Below are 20,533 nucleotides of genomic sequence, written 5' to 3' on the forward strand. Positions count from 1 at the left end.
ACCCATTCGAAGCTGGACCAGTTACCCGACCAAGGTTGCGTGACGGGCCACTAGCTGCTCCCGCATGACCTCTATATCACCGATTATTCGGTGGAGCACGACCTCGTCCATGACCACGTTCAATGCGAGCGGTTTCACCCGCTGGAGGATGGACTGCCGCTGTATGCGGTTCATCAGCCGCTTCTCCAGCTCCTCATCTGTAATGCCAGGTGTCGCGGCAATGATCTCTCTGGCGTACGCCTCCGTCTGGAGCAGGCCGGGGACGATCGTGGGCTGCCAGGTGCGCAGGCCGGTGGCGTCCTGCTCTTCCTCCAGCCAGGGCCGGAGGTACTCGGGAGCCTTGTTCCAGGTCGTGGCCGCGTACAGCCTGACCATGCCGCCGTTCAGGTCGAAGACGCGGTCGCAGAGCTCCGCGAAGCGCCTCGACGGTGGCCGCTTGGCCAGCTCGACCATGTTGACCATGGAATCGGAGAAGCCGATGCGCGCGGCGAGCTGCCTTTGGGTCAGGTTCGCCGCCTGCCGGTGACGGCGCAGCTCGAAGGCGAAATGCGCGCGCGGTGACTCGGGAGGCTGTGTCGCATTGCCGGGGGACAAAATCTCACCTTCCTCTCCAAGAGAAACCGTTCCCCTCGGCCGGAATTGCTGACCGAACTGTGAGCACGGAGTGTAGGTAATTCGCTACTCATGGTAGCCATCCGTTGGCAGTCTGGTGCGGCGAAGCCCGCAAGACGAGCACATTTCCGAGCGGAACGAAAAGGCAAGCGGATGAAGATGGGAAATCTGCTGGGTGTCACCGAACTGGCCGGTCGTCCTGAGTCGGTCTCATCGGCCCGTGAGTATGTCAGGCGGAAACTCGGCGCCGGCCACCCGGCCCTGGACGACGTCACACTGCTCGTCTCCGAGGTCATCACGAATTCCGTGGTGCATTCGAACTCGCGAAATGGCGGAACGGTGACACCGGCTCTGGCCGAGTGCCACGACCTCGTCCATGTCGACGTGCTGGACGCCGGTGGCTCCACGGCCCCACAGGTCAACGGGGACCTGTACGCCGAGGGCGGGCGTGGTCTGGTCCTGGTCGAGGCGCTGTCGCAACGCTGGGGGGTGCACGACGGCCCCGCAGGGCGAACGGTCTGGTTCCAGGTCGGATACCGGCGGCAGGGCGGTGTCCGGCCGGGTCCCCGCCGACCGGGAGAATGAGCGGCCGATCACGAAAATCGGATGTCAGGCGGTCGAATTGACGTGCACAACCGTTCGTCCGTCCAGGGCAAGCCTTTGCCCCACCTGACGGCGCCAACGTGATTCCCTACGCAAGACAAGGAGAGGCCTGGGCTCGTTGTCCGCTGTCATGACCCTCTCTAAAAGAGTGGCACGAGCTGACACGTTGATCTTATCGAGGTGATCGCGGGCGGCAAGGCGTATTCACCGCGCTCGCCACAGTTCGACCCCGAGCCAGACGCCGCCGAGCGCGATCAGCGCGCCTTCGGCGATCCGGAGGATGTTCGGGCCGAAGAACTGCGGGATGAACAGGGCGAAGCCGACGGCGATCGGCACCGCGCTCCACCGGGGCAGCGCGCCCGAGCGCCAGACCGCGACCGCGGCCAGCACCACGCCCACGCCGAGCAGCAGCAACCCGCACCCGAACATGACGACCGCGGCGGGCCCGTAGCGGAACTCGTCGACCAGCGCCAGCAGCGAGGTGCTCTGGTCCTGGACGGCGCGGTGCGCGATGACGTTCAGGCCGAAGGTCTCGGCGCCGTAGTAGGGAAGGGTGAGCCCTGCCCCCGCCCACGTCACCACCACGGCACGCAGCGACAGGCGCTGGCCGAGCGCCTGGTGGAGCCCCAGCAGGCCGAGGGACAGCAGGATGAACCCGGCCACGGCGAACAGGTGCGCCGCCAGCCAGGCCGGGGAGGCCATCGCCACGGCGCCACCCATCGACGTCTCGTCGGAGTACGGCCGCACCACTGGATACAGCACGAACAGGACACCGGCCACCGCGAGGGCCACGGCCCCGGAACGGGCGCCCGGACGGGTTCGGGCGGGGGCTTCGGGATGGGTCGCGGGAAGGGTGGAGGCGTTCACGGATCACTTTCCTTAATGAGGCGGCGAGCTTCCGACACATGCTCTGTACTGAGAGCAATGCTCTCTTAGTAGAGCAATGATGTCAATAGCGGCCCGTGCTCCGAAGAAGAGGCCGGCCTCGCGAAGGCCTCCTTGAGTGCCGGTGGACACCGGGAGACCGAGACCGTGCGGCGCACCCGCGCGAAGAGCCGGCGGGGAGGCGGCCTCGGTAACGCCTTGCTGGGAGCCTGTGGACAACGCGAACCCGGGGTCGCGGAGTGCGCCTAGCATGAGGAGCCGTCGTCTCGCTTCCGAGGAGGTTCCCGTGCCGCCGGGCACAGCTCAGCACGCGGTCGCCCCCGCCGAGGAGGCCTCCGGCGCGCGCTCCGCGTCCGTACGGTCGTTCGCGCGGGCGCACTGGGTCTTCGCCCTCGCTCTGGCCGCCGGGGCCGCCCTGCGGCTGGTCGCCGTGCTCGGGTACCGTCCGGCGCTCTGGTTCTGGGCCGACTCGTTCGTCTACGTCAAGGCCGCCCTCGACCCCCAGCCGCTCGACTCACGCCCATCCGGCTACTCCCTGTTCCTGTGGGCGCTGCGGCCGCTGCAGAGCTTCGGCGCGGTCGCCGTCGCGCAGCACCTGCTCGGGCTCGGCGTGGCGGTCTGCGTCTACGCCGTGCTCCGCCGCCGGGCCCGGCTGCCCGGCTGGGGCGCGACGCTCGCGGCCGTGCCGGTGCTGCTCGACGTGCACATGGTGCAGCTCGAACACCTGGTCATGGCCGACCTGCTGTTCACCTTCCTGGTGACGGCGGCGGTGACCGTGCTGCTCTGGCGCGAGCGGCCGACGGCGGGCACGGCCGTGGCCGCGGCCCTGCTGCTGGTGGCCGCCACCTGCACCCGCACCGTCGGCCTGCCCGTGCTGGTCATCGCGCTGGTCTGGCTGCTGATCGCGCGGGCGGGGTGGCGGGCCGTGCTCGCCGCCGCGCTCGCGGGCGTGATCGGCCTCGGGGGGTACGCGGTCTGGTTCCACAGCGAGCATGGGAGCTACGGCCTCGGCCAGAGCAACGTCTGGCTCTGGGCGCGCACGATGTCGTTCGCCGACTGCGCGAAGATACGTCCGGCCGGTGAGGAGAAGATCCTCTGCCCCACCGAGCCCGTCGGCGAGCGTCCCGCACCGCCGGTCTACATCTGGGATGCCGGGTCGCCGCTCGCCAAGGTCCGCAAGGACGCCGACCGCGAGCGGCTCGCGGGCAGGTTCGCCACCGAGGCGATCATGGCTCAGCCGTTCGACTTCGTGCTGACCGGCGTCAAGGACGCCCTGTGGGGCTTCGAGTGGACCCGCAGGGTCTACCCAACCCCCGGGCCGCAGAGCGCGTACGTCTTTCCCGACTCCGTGAAGCCGTTCACCGGCAAGATCGCCTCCTCAGGCCGCACCGCGCCCCAGCTGACCTCGGCCTACCAGGGCCGCAGCGGTGACACCGTGGTCGCCGAGCCCTATGCCGGGTGGCTGCGCGCCTACCAGGAGCAGGGCTACGTCCGGGGCCCGCTGCTGGCGGTGATCATGCTCGTGGGCCTGTTCGGGGTGCTCGTGCGCTGGCGGCGGCTGGGCGGGCCGGTGCTCCTGCCGTGGGCGGTGGCCGTGGCGCTGCTCGTCCTGCCCCCGCTGATCGCCGCGTTCGACCACCGGTACGTCGTGCCCGTCCTCCCGGTCGCGTGTATGGCCGCGGGCCTGGCGTTCGAGGGCCTGCGTCGCGTCAGGCGTCCCGCCGGGCGCCGAAGGTCCGCGAGCGCCCCGGCACCGGACGAGACGCCGGTCGCACCGGGTACGGTCTGATCCCGTGACGGCCACCTGATGTGACCTAGGCTCGTTTCCGGGGCCCAATTAAGCTTCGGTCATGGACGACCGCCAGCGGTACGACCGGGCCACCGCGCACTTCGATCCCCCGTTCGCCATCCTCGACCTCGACGCGCTCCGGTCCAACGGCGCCGCGATGGCCCGCCGTGCCCGGGGCAAGCCCATCAGGGTGGCCAGCAAGTCGATCCGCTGCCGGGCCGTCCTGCGGCGCGCGCTGGAGATGGACGGCTTCGCCGGGGTCATGGGCTTCACCCTCCCCGAAGCCCTGTGGCTGGCCTCAGAGGGGTTCTCCGACATCCTGGTCGCCTACCCGACGACGGACAGGCAGGCGCTGGCCGAGCTGGCGGGTGACGCGCGGGCGGCGCGTGAGATCACGCTCATGGTCGACTGCCCCCAGCATCTGGACATCATCGACGAGGCGGCCGACGGCGTCCCCTCGCGCCACGAGATCCGCATATGTCTGGATATTGATGCGGCGTTCACCGCGCTCGCGGGCAAGCTGCGCGCCGGAGTGCTGCGCTCCTCGGTCAGGGAGCCGGAGCAGGCGGCGGAGCTGGCCGCCGAGATAGCGAAACGCCCGGGGTTCCGGATGGTCGGGCTGATGGCCTACGAGGCCCAGATCGCGGGCGTTGGCGACCGGGTGCCGGGCCCGTACGGCCAGGTGATCCGGTGGATGCAGTCCCGGTCGCAGCGGGAGCTGATCGTCCGCAGGGGGCGCATCGCCGAGGCCGTCCGGCAGGTCACCGACCTGGAGTTCGTCAACGGCGGCGGCACCGGGTCGGTCGAGAAGACCTCACGCGAGAAGGCGATCACCGAGGTCGCGGCCGGATCGGGGTTCTTCCACCCGCGCCTGTTCGACTTCTACCGGGGCTTCACCGGCCGTCCCGCCGCGCTGTTCGCGCTCCCCGTCGTGCGCAGGCCCGGCAACGGCGTGGTCACCGTGCTCGGCGGCGGGTACCACGCCTCCGGTTCGGCGGGGGCGTCCCGATTGCCGCAGCCGTACCTTCCCGCCGGCCTGCGGTACGACGCGAGGGAGGGCGCGGGCGAGGTGCAGACCCCGCTGCTCGGCCAGGCGGCCCACGACCTGAGGATCGGCGACCGGGTGTGGTTCCGCCACGCGAAGGCCGGAGAGCTCTGCGAGCGGTTCGACGCGCTCCACCTGGTCGAGGGCGACCGCGTGGTGGAGACCGTGCCGACCTACCGAGGCGAGGGCAGAACCTTCCTCTGACCGATCACGACGAACGGTGACCGCGAGGTGGGTCAGCGGCGGCGGCGCCAGAGGGCTATCGCGGCGCCCACCACGACGACGGCGCCGACGCCGATGAGGATCGGCGCGAGGTTCCTCGGAGGGAAGTCGTCGTGCCAGCCGTCCTGCTCGCCGTAGGCCCCCGGCTCGGCGAACTTCGCCGGGTAGGCCACGCCGAAGGCCATGTCGCGTGCCGCCGCGACCACCTGCTGGGCGCCGGCCTTGGCCTTCGCGACGCCACGCCCGGCGACCCGCTTGGGGCTGACGCGATCAACGATGGCGTCCACGGTTACAGCCAGCTCCGCCCGGGTGCGCTCGATGTTCCGCTCGAGCGCCTCGGGATCGGTGTCCGCCATGACGATCCCCTTCTCTTCCTCCCGGGCGAGCCGCCCTCGCCCGGCTCGCCGTTACGTTTGCAGCGATCAGTCTGTCAGGTCGGGCATCCCCCCGGCACGGTGGGCGTGCCGGTAGGTTGTCTCCGTGACGCAGACGAGACTCGAGCCCGGCGACGCCGCACCCGACTTCACCCTGCCCGACGCCGAGGGCACGAACACCAGCCTGGAATCCTTCCGTGGCAAGCGGGTCATCCTCTACTTCTACCCCGCCGCGATGACGCCCGGGTGCACGAAGCAGGCGTGCGACTTCCGCGACAGCCTCGACGGCCTGGCCGCGGCCGGCATCACCGTGCTCGGCGTGACGAAGGACTCCCCGCAGAAGCTGGCGAAGTTCATCGAGCGCGACTCGCTGACGTTCCCGCTGCTGTCCGACCCCGACCTCGCGGTCCACCAGGCATACGGCGCCTACGGTGAGAAGACGATGTACGGCAGGACGACGGTCGGGGTGCTGCGGTCGACGTTCGTCATCGACGCCGACGGCAAGATCGAGAAGGCTCTCTACAACGTGAAGGCCACAGGTCACGTCGCACGCCTGCGCAAAGAGCTGGGCCTCGTTTAATAGGTACGGCTATCGCCTCGCGCTCAACTAGGATGGCGCAAGCCGTACAGGCATGGGGTCGTAGCCCAATGGCAGGAGGCACAGGTTTTAGGTACCTGACAGTGTGGGTTCGAATCCCACCGACCCCACCGCGACGGCCGGAGCCTCATCCGAGCCACAACGAGAGCCGCCTCCATTCCGATGGAGGCGGCTCGATCGCGATCGGCCCGCTGGGCATGGGGCGTCAGGCGCGGGATGAGGAGATGGTCCAGGGTGTCGGGGTCGCGTGACTTTCCCCCTTGCCACGCGACCCGTCGTCTTTGTGCCCCTGCATCACTATCTCCCTTTACTCACCCGGAGGTGCTCCCAAAAGAACTATCCCTTACGGGCCGTAAGACCGGTGTAAGCCATTTGTGCCGTACGACCTGGGTCGTAGGAACAGATCCCTCTCCAGAGGGAAGGGGGGTGAACTGGGCGAACGTAGGGTTGGTTGCGTGTTCGGCAGAGTGCGCGCTTGGGGATCCCGCCACGGCAGGCTGGTGGATGTCCTCGTCATGGTGCCACTCGTCCTCCTGTGCCTGGTGTCGACCGAGAACTACGACGGCACAGGTCATCTGCCGGGCACCATCGGCCTCAGCCTGCTGGGATACCTGGCGCTGTCGGCCGTGCTCATCGCCCCGCTCGTCTGGCGGCGGAGCCGGCCCGTCCAGGTGTTCGCGGCCATCGCGCTCATCGCCTTCGCGCAGTGGCTCGCCCCGCTGGAGCCGGTTCCCGCCGACATCGTGGTGCTCGTGGCGATGTACGGCGTCGCCGCGTACCGCCCCCTGCGCTGGGCCCTCGCCGCCGGCGCCATCGCCGAGCTGGGCGCGTGCCTGATGATGGTGCGCTGGGGCCGGCCGAGCCTGCTGGCCTTCGCGTCCGGCTCGGTGTTCGTGGTCGCGACCTGGATCGGCGGCATCTACGCCAACACCCGGCGGCGCTACCTCGAAAGCCTGGAGGAGCGGGCCGAACGCGCCGAGCACGAGCGCGACCAGCAGGCGCGCATCGCCACCGCCGCCGAGCGGGCCCGCATCGCCCGCGAGCTGCACGACGTGGTCGCCCACAACGTGAGCGTGATGATCGTCCAGGCGGACGGCGCGGGCTACACCATCGACAGCGACCCCGAGCAGGCACGCCGGGCCGTACAGACGATCTCCAGCACCGGACGGCAGGCCCTCGCCGAGATGCGCCGCCTGGTCGCGGTGCTGAGGCAGGACGACGCGCATGAGGAGGACTACGCGCCCCAGCCGGGCGTCGCCGACCTCGACGAGCTGATGGCGCACATCCGCCAGTCGGGTCTGCCGGTGCACTTCACGGTGAGCGGCACCCACCGCGACCTGCCGGAGGGCGAGCAGCTGGTGGTCTACCGCATCGTTCAGGAGGCCCTGACCAACGTGCTCAAGCACGGAGGGCCGGATGCCCGTGCCCGCGTCGAGATGAATTACGGGCCCGGGGACATCATGTTGCGGGTGACCGACGACGGGCGCGGCGCGGCGGCGCCCCGGAGCATCGACGGGCACGGGCTGATCGGCATGCGCGAGCGCGTCGCGATGTACGACGGCAGCGTGCAGGCCTCCCCGTGCCCCGGAGGAGGTTTCCAGGTGACCGTACGGCTTCCGGTGAGCAGGGCCGCGTGAGCATCAGGGTGGTGCTGGTCGACGACCAGGAGCTCGTACGGGCCGGCTTCCGCATGGTCCTCGGGGCCCAGCCGGACATCGATGTCGTAGGAGAGGCCGCCGACGGAGCCGCCGCCGTGCGGTTGCTCGAATCGCTGAAGGCCGACGTCGTCCTGATGGACGTGCGCATGCCGCGCGTGGACGGTGTGGAGGCGACCCGGCTGATCACGGCCATGCCCGGCCCGCCCAGGGTACTCATCCTGACGACCTTCGACCTCGACGAGTACGCCTTCACGGCGCTGAAGGCCGGGGCGTCGGGGTTCCTGCTGAAGGACGTGCCGCCGTCCGACCTCATCAGCGCGATCCACTCCGTGCACGCGGGGGACGCCGTGGTGGCCCCGAGCACCACCAGGCGACTGCTGCGGCGGTTCACCGCCCACCTGCCGGGCACGCCGGCCGCGGAGCCCGAGAGCCTGAGTCGCACGGGGCCTCCGCCGCCCCTCTCCGGGCGTACCCGAAGTCCGTTCCCAGGGCTCATGGTTCGCGGCTCCTGCGGCAATAGCGTTGATCTCGCGGAGTTTCCGCATCTCAGCCTGATTACCGCTTGAGGAGCCACACGTGACCGTCACCGGAGAGGAAGCCGTCCGCCGGACCGCACCCGCCGCCGTCGTCGCCAGAGGGGTGACCAAGGTGTACGGCGAGGGCGACGCCGCCGTACACGCGCTGGGCGGGATCGACGTCGGATTCGACACCGGTGCCTTCACCGCGATCATGGGCCCTTCGGGGTCGGGGAAGTCCACGCTGATGCACTGCCTGGCGGGGCTGGACACCGTCACGGAAGGCGAGGTGCGCATCGGCGACATCGAGATCACCCGGCTGAGCGACAAGCAGCTCACCGCGCTGCGGCGTGAGCGGGTGGGCTTCATTTTCCAGGCCTTCAACCTGCTCCCGACGCTGACCGCCGAGCAGAACATCCGCCTGCCGCTGGACATCGCCGGACGTCAGGCCGACCAGCAGCTGTTCGACACGGTGATCCGCACCGTCGGGCTGCGCGACCGGCTGAGGCACAAGCCGAACGAACTGTCGGGCGGCCAGCAGCAGCGCGTCGCGGTCGCGCGGGCGCTCATCAGCAAGCCCCAGGTCATCTTCGCGGACGAGCCGACCGGCAACCTGGACTCGCGCAGCGGCGCGGAGGTGCTGTCCTTCCTGCGCACCTCGGTACGGGAGCTCGGTCAGACCATCGTCATGGTCACCCACGACCCCGTCGCCGCCTCCTACGCCGACCGCGTGGTGTTCCTGCGCGACGGCCTGCTGGTGACCGAGCTGGCGCAGCCCTCCCCGCAGACCGTGCTCGACACGCTGATGAAGCTGGAGGGCTGAGGTGTTCCGCACCACTCTGGCGGGGCTGCGGGCGCACAAGCTCAGGCTCCTGCTCACCTCACTGGCGATCACGCTGGGAGTGGGGTTCATCGCGGGCACGTTCGTGCTCACCGACACGGTCCAGGCGGGCTTCTCCCAGCGGATCGCCGCCTCCGCCGACAAGGTGGACGTGGCGCTGCTCCCCTCCGACTCGGGCGGCGACAAGCCGGCCCGGCTGCTCGCGAGCGACCTCGCCAAGGTCAAGGGCGTCGCCGGCGTCGCCGAGGCGCAGGGCCTGGTGCAGGGCGAGGCCGCGCTGATCGGCAAGGACGGCAAGGCGGTCGGCGACATCCCGACCACCGGCGTCTCCGTCGTCGGCGGCAGGCTGAACCGCACGGCGATCACCTCCGGCGCCGTCCCGGCCTCCGGCGACCAGGTCGTCATCGACAAGAACACGGCCAAGACCCGGGGCTTCACGCCGGGAGACACCGTCTCGGTGCTGGACGCCCACGGCAAGCCGCACACCTTCCGGCTGGTCGGGCTCTTCGACGTGGGCGTGGACCTGCAGCTCGCCTACACGGGCGCGGTCGGGTTCACCACGGCCACGGCGCAGGCCATGACCGGGGAGCAGGGCTTCACCGAGATCGACGTCGCGGCGGCGGACGGCACGACGCCCGAGAGCCTGAAGGCCGCGGTCTCCTCGGCGCTCACGGGCACGAAGTTCAAGGCCTGGACCGGGGACGAGCTCTCCAGGGAACTGGCCAAGGCCAACGGCGCCGACACCGACTTCCTCACGCTGGGGCTGCTGATGTTCGGCCTGGTCGCGATGCTCGTCGCGGCGCTGGTCATCTACAACACGTTCAACATCCTGGTCGCTCAGCGCACCAGGGAGATGGCACTGCTTCGCTGCATCGGTGCCACACGCAGGCAGGTCTTCGGTTCCATCCTCCTTGAGTCGGTGGCGGTCGGGCTCATCTCCTCGGCTCTCGGCCTGCTGACCGGGCTCGGCCTCGGCGCCGGGGCGCTCGCCGTGCTGAACGCGACAGGACAGGACCTGCCCTCGGGCGGCGTCTCGCTGGCGCCCCGTACGATCGCGCTCGCGCTCGCCATCGGCCTGGTCGTCACCGTCGGGGCCGCGCTGCTGCCCGCCCGTACGGCCACCAAGGTCGCCCCCATCGCGGCGTTGCGCACGCAGACCGACGACCACACGTTCAGCACCGGTGTCGTGCGGATGGTGTTCGCCGCGCTGTTCCTGCTGGGCGGCGCGGGAGCGACCGTGGCCGGGGTCACGATGGACACCGGGCCGATCGCGCTCTACATCGTCATGGCGGGCGGCGTGCTGACCTTCTGCGCCGTGCTGGTTCTCGGTCCGGTCATCGTCAGACCGCTGAGCGCGTTCGCCGGCTGGGCGCCCGCCAAGCTGTTCGGGGTGCCCGGCAAGCTCGCGATGGACAACTCCCGGCGCAACCCGAAGCGTTCGGCCACGACGACGGTCGCGCTCACGATCGGCGTGACGCTGATGACGCTCATCTCGGTGATCACCGCGACCACCCGGGCGACGTACACCGCGAAGCTCGACCAGCAGTTCCCTGTCGACTACATGGTCTCCGCGCAGGCCGGCGATTCCCGCGAGGCTGTGCTCCCGCGAGCCCTGGCCGCCGATCTCCGTACGAGGCCCGAGCTGGCCTCGGTGGTGCAGATCAGGGACGCGGTCGCCAAGGAGGGCCAGGGCGACGGGACGCTTCCCGTCGGCACGTTCAGCGGGACGTACACGCCCGCACTGCAGAAGGGTTCCCTGCGAGGCTTCACGGGCGGGACGGCGCTGGTGGCGAGCCACATCGCCAAGGATCTCGGAGTCGCGCCGGGTGCCTCGATCACGCTGGCCACGCCCAAGGCCGGGACCGTGAAGCTCACGGTTCTCGGCGTCTTCGACGATGGCACCGTGTCGCTGCCGGGCATCACCGTCCCCGACGGCACCTTCGAAAAGTACTTCGGCCGGCTGGACGACCGCCGGATCCTCGTGAACGCCAAGGACGGCGTGACCCCCGACGTCTCCAGGAAGGTCGTCGAGGCGGCGGCCCAGCCGTACCCGACCGCGAAGGTCCTCAGCTCCACCGAGGTCAGGAGCCAGTTCGACGAGATGCTGGACATGACACTGGTGATCATCGCCGCGCTGCTCGGGCTCGCGATCCTCATCTCGCTGCTGGGCATCGCCAACACGCTGAGCCTGTCGGTGCACGAAAGGACCCGGGAGTCGGCGCTGCTCAGGGCCCTTGGCCTGACCCGGTCGCAGCTGCGGCGGATGCTGTCGGTGGAGGCGCTGATCCTCGGCCTCATGGGGGCGATCGTCGGTGTGGCGCTGGGCGTCACGTTCGGCTGGGCGGCCACCCGGACGCTCGTGGACGACCTCCTCTTCCGGGTTCCCGTGACGCAGGTGCTGCTCCTCGTCGCCCTGTCAGGCCTGGCCGGGGTGCTCGCGGCCGTGCTCCCGGCCCGCCGCGCGGCCCGGGCGTCCATCGTCGGCTCCCTGGCGAGCGACTGACCTCCGCGTAGCGTCTATCGGGGGCGGCGTCCCGGCCACTGCTCGGCCACGGTCTCGGGGTTGAGCAGTGGCCGGATCGACAGCTCGCCGGTGAACCTGTCGATGACCACGCACCCGCCCCCGACCGTGGCGGGCAACGTGCCGGGGTCCTCGGATTCGGGTGTCTTCGCCCAGGCGACGTACCCCTCCTCGAAGACGTAGAGGCCGACCTCGGTCGCCTCCTCGGCGGGCAGCGGGCCGTTGAAGTACTCCTCGGCCAGCAGCCTGGCCTGCTCCGCCGAGAGCCCGTGCCCGGTCACAGGCGCCGCCCGCGCCGGTCGATCATGACGCAGAAGACGCCGGTGACGGGCCCGGGTGGCGGATCCACGGAGGTGTGCCCGCGCTGGGCGTCGATCCACACCACCTCACCCGCCGCGTTGACGGCGTTCCACGCGTGGCTGCCCCCGGACGGCCAGCGGGAGACCAGCACGGCCGCCGCGCCGTGGCCACCGCCCCGCAGCCGCTGCGCGACCGTGGCGTACGCGCGGCGCCCCTGCCCGACGTACTCGAAACGGTGCCCCAGCCAGCGCTCCGCACGGGCGACGCCGCCCGGCTCCCCGCTCAGCGAGGGCCTGCCCACCCGGTCGTACTCGGGCTGCCGGGGCGCGGCCACGACCGGCTCGCCGTGCCAGGTGGAGACGACCGCGAGGGCGCAGTCGAGGGAGTTGGTCGCCCGGAAGGGATCCTCCGAGGGGCCCTCCCCGTTGACCAGGCGCACCCAGGTGCCGCGCGGGTCGGGGAAGCGGGCCCCGTCGGGCACCACCTGGCACAGGTCGCGCTGGACCTGCGGGTCAGGCCAGGCCAGGCCGCCGGGCGTGCCGTAGGGCCGGGAGACGTCGAGCCTGGGCGGCCGGGCGGGACCGTCGAACCAGTCGGCCTCCGGCCCCGGCCACTTGGGCAGCAGCCCGTCGTGCCGCGAGGGCACCTCCTGCCCCGGCGACGTCGGGCCGCCGGGCCAGCGCGGCAGCATCCCGCGCCGCTGTGGCGCCGAGGTTTCCTGGCGTCGCGGCGTGCCGTCGTGCCGCGCCGGCACCGGGACGTCGTGCCATGCGGAGATCGGGCCGTCGTTGACAGTGAGCGGCCGCAGGACCGGCCGCCACTCGTCGGCGGAGGTCTCGGCCGCCAACTCGTAGTCGCGCCATCGGACGCCGTCGGACGTGACGACGGGGTTGTAGGCCGCCCCCGCGAACCCGTGCCGAGACGCCCCCCGCGGCAGTGGACCGCCGTAACTGGCTCCGGACAATGTGCTCCCCCAAATTCCCGCACCGACCCGGTCAGTGGCCGATCGTAGGGGTGCCGCGAACGGGCGGGCGGACGATTCCGGGATTCACCTGGGACCACACGCCGAGGCGGGTGCTACTTCACGACGACGAGGATGGAGTGCCAGCCGGAGGCGCCGTCCGGCGCGGGAGGGGCGTAGTCGGCGGTCTGGGTCTGTCCCGTCGCGTCCGTGGCCCGGACCTCGATGGTGTGCTTTCCGGGAGTGGCCTGCCAGTTGTCGACGACCCACTGGCGCCAGGTGTCCGGGCCCGGTACCTCGGCCAGGCGCGCCTGCTGCCAGGAGCCCTTGTCGATACGCACCTCGACCGCGTCGATGCCCCGGTGCTGCGCCCACGCCACGCCCGCGATGGCCGTACGGCCCGCGGTGATCGTGGAACCGCCCCTGGGAAGGTCGATGCGGGACTCGGTCTTGATGGGGCCCTTGGGCGCCCAGCCGCGCGGCGTCCAGTACGCCTCGTCCTGGTCGTAGCGGGTGACCTTGATGTCGGTGACCCACTTGGTCGCCGACACGTAGCCGTACAGGCCGGGGATCACCTGGCGGACCGGGAAGCCGTGGGAGACGGGCAGGACCTCGCCGTTCATCGCGATGGCGAGCAGCGCGTCGCGGCCGTCCATCGTGATGTCCAGGGGGGTGCCGCAGGTCCATCCGTCCGAGGAGGTGGACAACAGCATGTCGGCCCCCGACCGGATGCCCGCCTCGCGGAGCACGTCGGCCAGGCGCGTGCCGAGCCAGCGGGCGTTGCCGACGTACGGCCCCCCGACGTCGTTGGACACGCAGGTCAGCGTCACGTCGGACTCCATGAGGGGCCGCTTGAGCAGGTCGGCGTAGGTCAGCTCGACGGGCCTGTCGACCATCCCGTGGATCTTCAGCGTCCAGGTCTTCGGGTCCACCTGGGGCACGACCAGCGCCGTGTCGACGCGGTAGAAGTCGCGGTTCGGGGTGGTGAAGGGAGGCAGGTCCTTCAGGCGGAGGTCGGCTCCCGCCGGGAGGGGCTTGGCGGGGCTCGCGGGCCGGGGCAGCGCGATCTGTGCCCGTTCGGTGTCGACGTTCAGCCGACCGGCGAGGCCCCTGCCCGCCAGCCCGCCGACTCCGGCGACGACGACCCCCGCGGCGGCCCCGGTGAGCAGGCCTCGCCGGTCGAACTCGTGCAGCCGCGAGCCGGAACGCATGACGACCGGCCTCTCCACCGTCCCGCCGGCGCTCTCGGACGGCGCGGGCTCCTCGGACGGCTGAAGGCTCTCCGGCGGCTCGGGAGCGGCTTCGCCCGCCCGGTGACGGCGCAGGTCCTCGTACCCGGGCTCCACGGCCGGCCAGGTGCGGCGGACCAGGATGCTCAACGCCCAGGCACCGGCTCCCGCGCCGACTATGGAGGGGAGGACGTCGAGAGGCCCGGAGTCCGGCCGGCTGAACGCGGCCGCCATGCCGATGATGCCGAAGATCATCATGCCGGTCGTGCCGAACCCGACACGCCTGCGCGCCAGCAGCCCGAGCCCGGCGGCGATCAGGACCAGCACGACGATGATGCCCGCGATCAGCACCAGCTTGTCGTTGGAGCCGAAGGTCCGGATCGCCCACTCTTTGAGCGCCGCGGGCGTGCGGTCGACCGCGGCGTCGCCGACCGCGATGACCGGGGACGCCTTCGGGTTGAGCAGGCCGGCGACGAGCTGGCCGATCCCGAGGGCGACCGCGCCCGCCACCACGCCGATGAGCGCCGCCGCCCATGCGTGGTCGCCCTGGCGCGTCTGGTTCGTGTTCACAGACGGAACGCTACGCCCATAGGCCCGCCACGATTCTTACGCCCTGGTTACGGCGGCTCGGCCCCAGATGCGCACCGCGCGTCAGGAGCCGAGCAGCTCTCGCATGACGGGCACCAGGGCGCGGAAGGCTCGGCCCCGGTGGCTGATGGCGTCCTTGTCGCCGGGCGGCATCTCCGCGGTCGTACGGCTCTCGCCCTCGGGGACGAAGGCAGGGTCGTACCCGAACCCGTTGGTGCCGCGCGGCGTGCGGATCACCGCCCCGGCGAGCGTGCCCTCGACGACGCGCTCGTGCCCCGAGGGCAGGGCGATCGCCGCCGCGCAGGCGAAGTGCGCGCCCCTGCGGCCGTCCGGGACGTCGGACACCTGGGCGAGCAGGAGCCTCAGGTTGGCGGCGTCGTCACCGTGGGACCCCGACCAGCGGGCCGAGAAGACCCCGGGCATGCCGTTCAGCGCGTCCACGCAGAGGCCCGAGTCGTCGGCGATCGCGGGCAGCCCGCTCGCCGAGGCGACCGCGTGCGCCTTGAGCAGGGCGTTCTCCGCGAAGGTCAGGCCGGTTTCGGCGACCTCGCCGATCTCGGGGAACTCGTCGAGCCCGACCAGCTCGGTCTTCTCGTCGGCCTCGGCCAGGATGCGCCGGAGCTCGACGATCTTGCCCTGGTTGCGGGTCGCCAGCACGACCCTCGTCGCGGCGCTCACGACAGGGCCTCGCGCTGGCGCAGGGTCAGCTCGGCGCAGCCCGCGCCGGCGAGGTCGAGCAGGGCGTCGAGGGTCGAGCGGTCGAAGGGGACGCCCTCGGCGGTGCCCTGGACCTCGACGAACTCGCCCGACCCGGTCATGACGACGTTCATGTCGGTCTCGGCGGCGACGTCCTCGGAGTAGCAGAGGTCGAGCAGCGGGGTGGAGCCGACGATGCCGACCGAGACGGCGGCCACGGAGTTGACCAGCGGGTCGCCGGGGCACATCTTGCGCTTGCGCATCCAGGCGATGGCGTCGGCCAGGGCGACGTACGCCCCGGTGATGGCGGCCGTGCGGGTGCCGCCGTCGGCCTGGAGCACGTCGCAGTCGAGCACGATGGAGTTCTCGCCGAGGGCCTTGTAGTCGACGCAGGCCCGCAGGGAGCGCCCGATCAGGCGGGAGATCTCGTGCGTCCGCCCGCCGATCTTGCCGCGCACCGACTCGCGGTCGGTGCGGGTGTTGGTGGCGCGAGGCAGCATGGCGTACTCGGCGGTGATCCAGCCGAGCCCGCTCCCCCTGCGCCAGCGGGGCACGCCGTCCTGCACGGAGGCGGCGCACAGCACCTTGGTGCCGCCGAACTCCACAAGGACAGAGCCCTCGGCGTGGGCGAGCCAGTCGCGGGTGATCGTCACCGGCCGAAGCTGATCGGGACTACGTCCATCGTCACGTGCCATGAGCCTCACCTTAGGTCATACACGGCCCCGCTCCGCGCGAGTTCCACGCGGCCTTCGAAGCCGCCGCGGCAGGCGTCGCCGAGGATCTCGGACGGGTCGTACCACGGCACCAGATGGGTGAGCACGAGCGTGCCGACCCCCGCGCGGGCGGCGTGCTCGGCGGCCTGCCTGCCGGTCAGGTGGAGGCCCGCGGGGATGTCCGGCCGGTCGAGGAAGGACGCCTCGCACAGCAGGATGTCCGCGCCCGCGGCGAGCTTGACGAGCTCCGCCGATTCGCCGGTGTCGGCGGAGTACGCCACCGAGTGCCCGCCGTGCGACACCCGGAAGCCGTACGTCTCCACGGGGTGGTTCATCGGCGCGGCCGTGACCTCGAACGGGCCCACCGAGAAGGTGCCCGGCGCGAGCGGCGCGAAGTCGAACGCGGTCTCAAGGCCGGGCTCCTCGTCCATGCCGTAGGCGGCGGCCAGGCGGCGCGGGGCGTCCTCCGGCGCGTAGACCGGCACCCGGGGCAGCGTGCGGTCGGGCGAGTAGGTGCGCACCACGTGGTAGGCGCACAGGTCGAGGCAGTGGTCGGCGTGCAGGTGCGACAGGCAGATGGCGTCCACGTCGTACAGGCCGATGTGCCGCTGGAGGACTCCGAGGGAGCCGTTGCCGAAGTCGAGGAGCAACCGGAACCCCTCCGCCTCCAGCAGGTAACAGGACGCGGGACTCTCGGGGCCGGGGAAGCTCCCTGAGCACCCGACGATCGTCAACTTCACGGCAGCTCCTAACTCGGCGCGGTCAACGCCTCTTCGCCCGAAACGTCCCCAACCGGCGCGCGCTCGACGGTACCGATCTCGGGCCCGAGGAACCGGCGTCCGAGGTCGGCGAACAGCGTGCCGTCGCCGGTCGCGCGAAACCTGTGGCGAGGCGTGGAGCCCTGCCCCGCCAGCCCGCGGTCGTGAAGGACGCGGCAGACGTCCTTGGCCGTCTCGTCCGCGCTGGACACCAGCGTGACGTCGTCCCCCATGACGTAGGAGATCGCGCCGGCGAGCAGCGGGTAGTGCGTGCAGCCGAGGATCAGCGTGTCGCAGCCGTCGTCGATCACCGGCTGGAGGTACTCCCTCGCGACCTCGATGACCTCGTCGCTCATGGTCTCGCCCCGCTCCACGAACTCCACCAGCCGCGGCGCCGCCACGCCCGTGAGGCGCACGTCCGGCGCCGCCGCGAAGGCGTCCTGGTAGGCCATGGACCCGATGGTCGCCCGCGTGGCGATCACGCCCACCCGCCCGTTCCTGGTGGCCCGTACGGCCCTGCGCGTCGCCGGCTGGATGACCTCCACCACGGGGACGTCGTAGCGCTCCCTGGCGTCCCTCAGGACCGCGGCGCTCGCGCTGTTACAGGCGATCACGAGCATCTTCACGTCGTGCTCGACGAGGTGGTCCATCACCTGGAGGGCGAAGGCGCGCACCTCGGCGATACGCTTCGGCCCGTACGGCTGCCGCGCGGTGTCGGCGACGTACAGGATCGATTCGTTCGGGAGCTGGTCGATGATCGCCCGGGCGACCGTGAGGCCTCCCACGCCGCTGTCGAAGATCCCTATGGCGGGGTCTCCCTGAGCACTATGGTCGTCTGCTGATTCGATGACGCTGACCCACGGCGCGTGGGCGATGCTCCCGATGTCCGACATGATTCCCAAGATTAGGGGACCATGAACAATCGCTCGCGGTAAGAATCCTCACACCGGAGTAATCCCTGCGCGCCGCGCGTGACCGGCCGGTCACAGGCGCCCGGTCAGCCCCGGCCGAGGCGGGCGAGCTGGCGCGACTGGGCCACCATGTTTCCCTCGGAGTCCCACACCTCGACGTCCTCGTCGAACCATCCGTCCCTGATCACGCGCCCTTGGCCGATGAGGGTCAGCCAGCCGGGCGCGGGCAGCGCCCGCAGGTGCCAGGTCAGCTCGACCGTCGGGGCCCAGCCACGGCTGCCCGCGGAGAAGACGACGGGCGGCAGCGCGTCCACGGCCAGGGCCAGGATGAAGGGATCGGGCTCCTGGGGCTCCGACATGCGGAAGTACGCGCGAGACTCCGGCCGCCCGGTCGGCTCGCCGGTCAGCCAGCCGATGCTCGGCGGGTCGAACCGCATCTCCATCTGGGCGTTGAGCGTCATGTTGGACTCGGGCTTCGGGTCCGGCAGCGCGACGCAGTCCTCGATGGGAGGCATGGCGACCGCGGGCGACCCGGCCCACTCGCTCGCGGCGCCGCCGAGCGTCGCCGTGGTCACGAGCGTGTCGATGTACGCGGTGTCGTCCTGGATCAGGGTCGCCCGGGTCATCGCGGCGGTCCTGCCCGCCTTGAGCTGCTCCAGCCGTACGCGGGCGGGGCCCGGCGCCGGCGACCTGAGGAACTGGACGGCGGTGGACACCGGATGGTCGTGCGGTGAGGCGTCCACGACGGCGCGCAGCACCACGGCCATGAGGTAGCCGCCGTTGAGCGGCCCTCCGATCGAGTAACCGGGGTCGAGGCACACGTCGTACGTGGTCTCGTCGATCCTGATCGCCTGTGTCGCCTCGTCGAACTTCGTCATCTGTACTCTTTGCCCCGCTTCGCCGCCCGTACCGGAACCTTGTTCTGGCCCACTACCTTACCGAGGCCCTCATGCGCATGCCCGGCGGGAGCGGTTCTCGAAGATTCGAGGTAAAGCGCCTTGCAAGTGTCTCTCTACCGGGACGATCTAGCTTGTCCATCAATCCCACCTAATTGCCCCGAGAGTGGAACATGTCAGGCGAACCCCTCCCCCCGTACCCCTTCAACCAGGACCCCGATCGGACCGTGTCCTACCGGCACCCCGCTCCGGGCCCCTACACACAGCCCTACGCGTACGGCGCCCCGCCCTCGGCCGGCCCGCCCCCATGGCAGCATGAGGAGCTCGGGTCGCCCGTGCCACCCCGCGGGAAGACGGGAAAGGGATGGCTGCTCGCGATCATCGCGGCCGTCCTCGTGGTCGTGGTCGGGGGTGGCGGCGTGTACGCCGTCAGCCTCCTCAGCGGGGGCGGCACGCAACCCGAGGACGTGCTCCCTTCCGGCACCCTGGCGTACGTGCGGGTCGACCTGGACCCGGCCGCCAACCAGAAGGTGGCGCTGTTCAACCTCGCCAGGAAGTTCTCGGCCACCCGCGACAGCTTCACCGGCGACGACCCGCGCAGGGCGCTCTTCGACCTGGTCAGCAAGGACAGCGAGGACCTCGCCAAGGTCGACTACGCCCGTGACGTCGAGCCGTGGATCGGCGCCCGCGTCGGCTTCGGCCTCCTGTCCCCGCTTCCCGGAAAGCGGACGCCCGAGGTGGCCGTGGCCGTTCAGGTCACCGACGAGGCCGGGGCCCGCGCCGGGCTGGCCAAGCTGAACACGGGTGGCGAATTGAAGGGCCTCGCGTTCCGGGAGGACTACGCGATCCTCGCGACGACCCAGGCGGCGGCCGACTCCTACGCCAAGGCGGCGCCGCTGTCGCAGAACGCCGACTTCGCCGCCGACCTGCAGGCCCTCGGCGAGCCCGGCGTGCTCTCGTTCTGGGGCAACGTGGGCCAGATCGCCAAGGCGGCGGGCACGGCCATGCCGGCCGACACCGCCACGCTCGACATGATCAAGAACGTGCGCGTCGCGGGCGCCCTGCGGTTCGACAGCGGCTACGCGGAACTGACCGGAATCTCCCGTGGCTCGACCGTGCAGGGGCCGGCCGACCCGGAGGCGATACGCCTGAGCGGCCTGCCCGCCTCGACGGCGGGGGCCCTGTCGGTCTCGGGCCTCGGCGACACGCTCGCCAAGCAGTGGCCGCAGATCAAGAAGGCGGCCGAGGGCTCCGCGGGCGGCCAGGCCTTCACCGACTTCGTCACCCGGGCCCAGCAGATGTACGGCATCGCCCTTCCCGCCGACATCGTGACCCTTCTCGGCGAGAACCTCACGGTGGCGGTCGACCAGCAGGGCCTCGACGGCGCGATGCCCAACGTCGGCGCCGTGCTCACCACCGACCCCGCCAAGGCCCAGGAGGTCGTCTCCAAGATCGAGCGCTTCGTCGCCGACTCGGGAGATGGGGTGCCGCAGATCGCCAAGGCGGCGGGCGACGGGAAGCTGGTCCTCGCGAGCTCGCAGGACTACGCGGGCAAGCTGAACGAGCAGGGCACGCTGGGCGACAGCGAGACCTTCAAGATCGCGATTCCGGACGCGGACTCGGCGACCGCCGCGCTCTTCGTCGACCTCGACAAGATCGAGAAGTACTACCTGGACAACTTCCGGGGCGAGGAGCGGGCCAACCTGCGGGCACTGCGGGCCGTGGGCCTGAGCGGCAGGCAGTCGGGCGACACCACGTCGTTCAGCCTGCGAGTGCTGTTCAACTGAACTTCGATCGGCCGCCTCCCTGAGGGAGGCG

General features: G+C 70.9%; 20 protein-coding genes and 1 tRNA gene. 10 read left to right on the forward strand and 11 right to left on the reverse strand.

The window, feature by feature from the left end; genetic code table 11:
• Positions 1–21 precede the first annotated feature (21 nt).
• Positions 22–594: a helix-turn-helix transcriptional regulator gene (locus tag AB0O34_RS31210; RefSeq protein WP_363921551.1), complete on the reverse strand. Its 573-nt coding sequence runs from the start codon at positions 592–594 to the stop codon at positions 22–24.
• A gap of 171 nt (positions 595–765) precedes the next feature.
• Between AB0O34_RS31210 and AB0O34_RS31215 the strand changes: the two genes are divergently transcribed.
• On the forward strand, positions 766–1,197 hold the full coding sequence (locus AB0O34_RS31215) for an ATP-binding protein (RefSeq protein ID WP_363921553.1): 432 nt from the start codon (positions 766–768) through the stop codon (positions 1,195–1,197).
• A 222-nt stretch (positions 1,198–1,419) separates the two neighbouring features.
• Here the strand turns inward: AB0O34_RS31215 and AB0O34_RS31220 are convergent, their stop codons facing one another.
• Positions 1,420–2,082, reverse strand: coding sequence for a hypothetical protein (locus AB0O34_RS31220; protein ID WP_363921555.1), 663 nt, complete (start codon positions 2,080–2,082; stop codon positions 1,420–1,422).
• 304 nt (positions 2,083–2,386) lie between these two features.
• Between AB0O34_RS31220 and AB0O34_RS31225 the strand changes: the two genes are divergently transcribed.
• Positions 2,387–3,889: a hypothetical protein gene (locus AB0O34_RS31225; protein ID WP_363921557.1), complete on the forward strand. Its 1,503-nt coding sequence runs from the start codon at positions 2,387–2,389 to the stop codon at positions 3,887–3,889.
• Positions 3,890–3,950: 61 nt separating this feature from the next.
• On the forward strand, positions 3,951–5,138 hold the full coding sequence (locus tag AB0O34_RS31230; RefSeq protein WP_363921559.1) for an amino acid deaminase/aldolase: 1,188 nt from the start codon (positions 3,951–3,953) through the stop codon (positions 5,136–5,138).
• A gap of 32 nt (positions 5,139–5,170) precedes the next feature.
• Here AB0O34_RS31230 and AB0O34_RS31235 read toward each other — a convergent pair whose 3' ends face one another.
• Positions 5,171–5,512, reverse strand: a complete 342-nt coding sequence (locus AB0O34_RS31235; protein ID WP_363921561.1) for a DUF3618 domain-containing protein — start codon at positions 5,510–5,512, stop codon at positions 5,171–5,173.
• 124 nt (positions 5,513–5,636) lie between these two features.
• On the opposite strand from AB0O34_RS31235, the gene bcp reads away from it, so the two are divergent.
• From bcp to AB0O34_RS31265, 6 genes are all read left to right on the forward strand, one after another.
• A complete protein-coding gene (gene bcp, locus AB0O34_RS31240) occupies positions 5,637–6,110 on the forward strand; it encodes a thioredoxin-dependent thiol peroxidase (RefSeq protein ID WP_363921563.1) in 474 nt (157 codons plus the stop codon).
• Positions 6,111–6,164: 54 nt separating this feature from the next.
• A tRNA-Leu gene (locus AB0O34_RS31245) sits at positions 6,165–6,238 on the forward strand.
• A gap of 345 nt (positions 6,239–6,583) precedes the next feature.
• Positions 6,584–7,765 (forward strand): sensor histidine kinase, encoded by a 1,182-nt coding sequence (locus AB0O34_RS31250; RefSeq protein ID WP_363921565.1) that lies wholly within the window; start codon positions 6,584–6,586, stop codon positions 7,763–7,765.
• Entirely contained in the window at positions 7,762–8,352 is a 591-nt protein-coding gene (locus tag AB0O34_RS31255) for a response regulator transcription factor (protein ID WP_363921566.1), read from the forward strand. Before AB0O34_RS31250 ends, AB0O34_RS31255 begins: the two co-directional genes overlap by 4 nt.
• Before the next feature lie 10 nt (positions 8,353–8,362).
• Positions 8,363–9,124: an ABC transporter ATP-binding protein gene (locus AB0O34_RS31260; protein WP_363921567.1), complete on the forward strand. Its 762-nt coding sequence runs from the start codon at positions 8,363–8,365 to the stop codon at positions 9,122–9,124.
• Between the two features lies 1 nt (position 9,125).
• Positions 9,126–11,645 (forward strand): FtsX-like permease family protein, encoded by a 2,520-nt coding sequence (locus AB0O34_RS31265; RefSeq protein ID WP_363921569.1) that lies wholly within the window; start codon positions 9,126–9,128, stop codon positions 11,643–11,645.
• A 14-nt stretch (positions 11,646–11,659) separates the two neighbouring features.
• Here the strand turns inward: AB0O34_RS31265 and AB0O34_RS31270 are convergent, their stop codons facing one another.
• From AB0O34_RS31270 to AB0O34_RS31305, 8 genes are all read right to left on the reverse strand, one after another.
• Positions 11,660–11,944: a hypothetical protein gene (locus AB0O34_RS31270; RefSeq protein WP_363921571.1), complete on the reverse strand. Its 285-nt coding sequence runs from the start codon at positions 11,942–11,944 to the stop codon at positions 11,660–11,662.
• Complete coding sequence (locus AB0O34_RS31275) at positions 11,941–12,927, reverse strand: toxin glutamine deamidase domain-containing protein (protein WP_363921573.1); 987 nt, start codon at positions 12,925–12,927, stop codon at positions 11,941–11,943. The genes AB0O34_RS31270 and AB0O34_RS31275 overlap by 4 nt, the downstream gene beginning before the upstream one ends.
• A gap of 113 nt (positions 12,928–13,040) precedes the next feature.
• Positions 13,041–14,723, reverse strand: a complete 1,683-nt coding sequence (locus AB0O34_RS31280) for a molybdopterin-dependent oxidoreductase (RefSeq protein ID WP_363921575.1) — start codon at positions 14,721–14,723, stop codon at positions 13,041–13,043.
• Positions 14,724–14,804: 81 nt separating this feature from the next.
• Positions 14,805–15,419, reverse strand: coding sequence for an RdgB/HAM1 family non-canonical purine NTP pyrophosphatase (rdgB, locus tag AB0O34_RS31285; RefSeq protein ID WP_363921577.1), 615 nt, complete (start codon positions 15,417–15,419; stop codon positions 14,805–14,807).
• Complete coding sequence (rph, locus tag AB0O34_RS31290) at positions 15,416–16,132, reverse strand: ribonuclease PH (protein WP_363921579.1); 717 nt, start codon at positions 16,130–16,132, stop codon at positions 15,416–15,418. Before rph ends, rdgB begins: the two co-directional genes overlap by 4 nt.
• Before the next feature lie 5 nt (positions 16,133–16,137).
• Entirely contained in the window at positions 16,138–16,890 is a 753-nt protein-coding gene (locus AB0O34_RS31295) for an MBL fold metallo-hydrolase (protein WP_363921581.1), read from the reverse strand.
• An 8-nt stretch (positions 16,891–16,898) separates the two neighbouring features.
• Complete coding sequence (gene murI, locus AB0O34_RS31300) at positions 16,899–17,801, reverse strand: glutamate racemase (protein ID WP_363921582.1); 903 nt, start codon at positions 17,799–17,801, stop codon at positions 16,899–16,901.
• Positions 17,802–17,905: 104 nt separating this feature from the next.
• A complete protein-coding gene (locus AB0O34_RS31305) occupies positions 17,906–18,697 on the reverse strand; it encodes a thioesterase family protein (RefSeq protein WP_363921584.1) in 792 nt (263 codons plus the stop codon).
• Positions 18,698–18,888: 191 nt separating this feature from the next.
• On the opposite strand from AB0O34_RS31305, the gene AB0O34_RS31310 reads away from it, so the two are divergent.
• Positions 18,889–20,502 carry a DUF3352 domain-containing protein gene (locus tag AB0O34_RS31310; RefSeq protein WP_363921586.1) on the forward strand — a complete coding sequence of 538 codons (1,614 nt, stop codon included), beginning with the start codon at positions 18,889–18,891 and terminating at the stop codon, positions 20,500–20,502.
• Positions 20,503–20,533 lie beyond the last annotated feature (31 nt).

Source organism: Sphaerisporangium sp. NPDC088356 (assembly GCF_040685555.1).
GTDB lineage: Bacteria > Actinomycetota > Actinomycetes > Streptosporangiales > Streptosporangiaceae > Sphaerisporangium.

Coding starts and splice junctions, on each gene's coding strand:
- AB0O34_RS31215 (WP_363921553.1), top strand. CDS start 766: ATGAAGATGGGAAATCTGCTGGGTGTCACCGAACTGGCCGGTCGTCCT.
- AB0O34_RS31230 (WP_363921559.1), top strand. CDS start 3,951: ATGGACGACCGCCAGCGGTACGACCGGGCCACCGCGCACTTCGATCCC.
- AB0O34_RS31235 (WP_363921561.1), bottom strand. CDS start 5,512: ATGGCGGACACCGATCCCGAGGCGCTCGAGCGGAACATCGAGCGCACC.
- rph (WP_363921579.1), bottom strand. CDS start 16,132: ATGGCACGTGACGATGGACGTAGTCCCGATCAGCTTCGGCCGGTGACG.
- murI (WP_363921582.1), bottom strand. CDS start 17,801: ATGTCGGACATCGGGAGCATCGCCCACGCGCCGTGGGTCAGCGTCATC.
- AB0O34_RS31305 (WP_363921584.1), bottom strand. CDS start 18,697: ATGACGAAGTTCGACGAGGCGACACAGGCGATCAGGATCGACGAGACC.
- AB0O34_RS31310 (WP_363921586.1), top strand. CDS start 18,889: ATGTCAGGCGAACCCCTCCCCCCGTACCCCTTCAACCAGGACCCCGAT.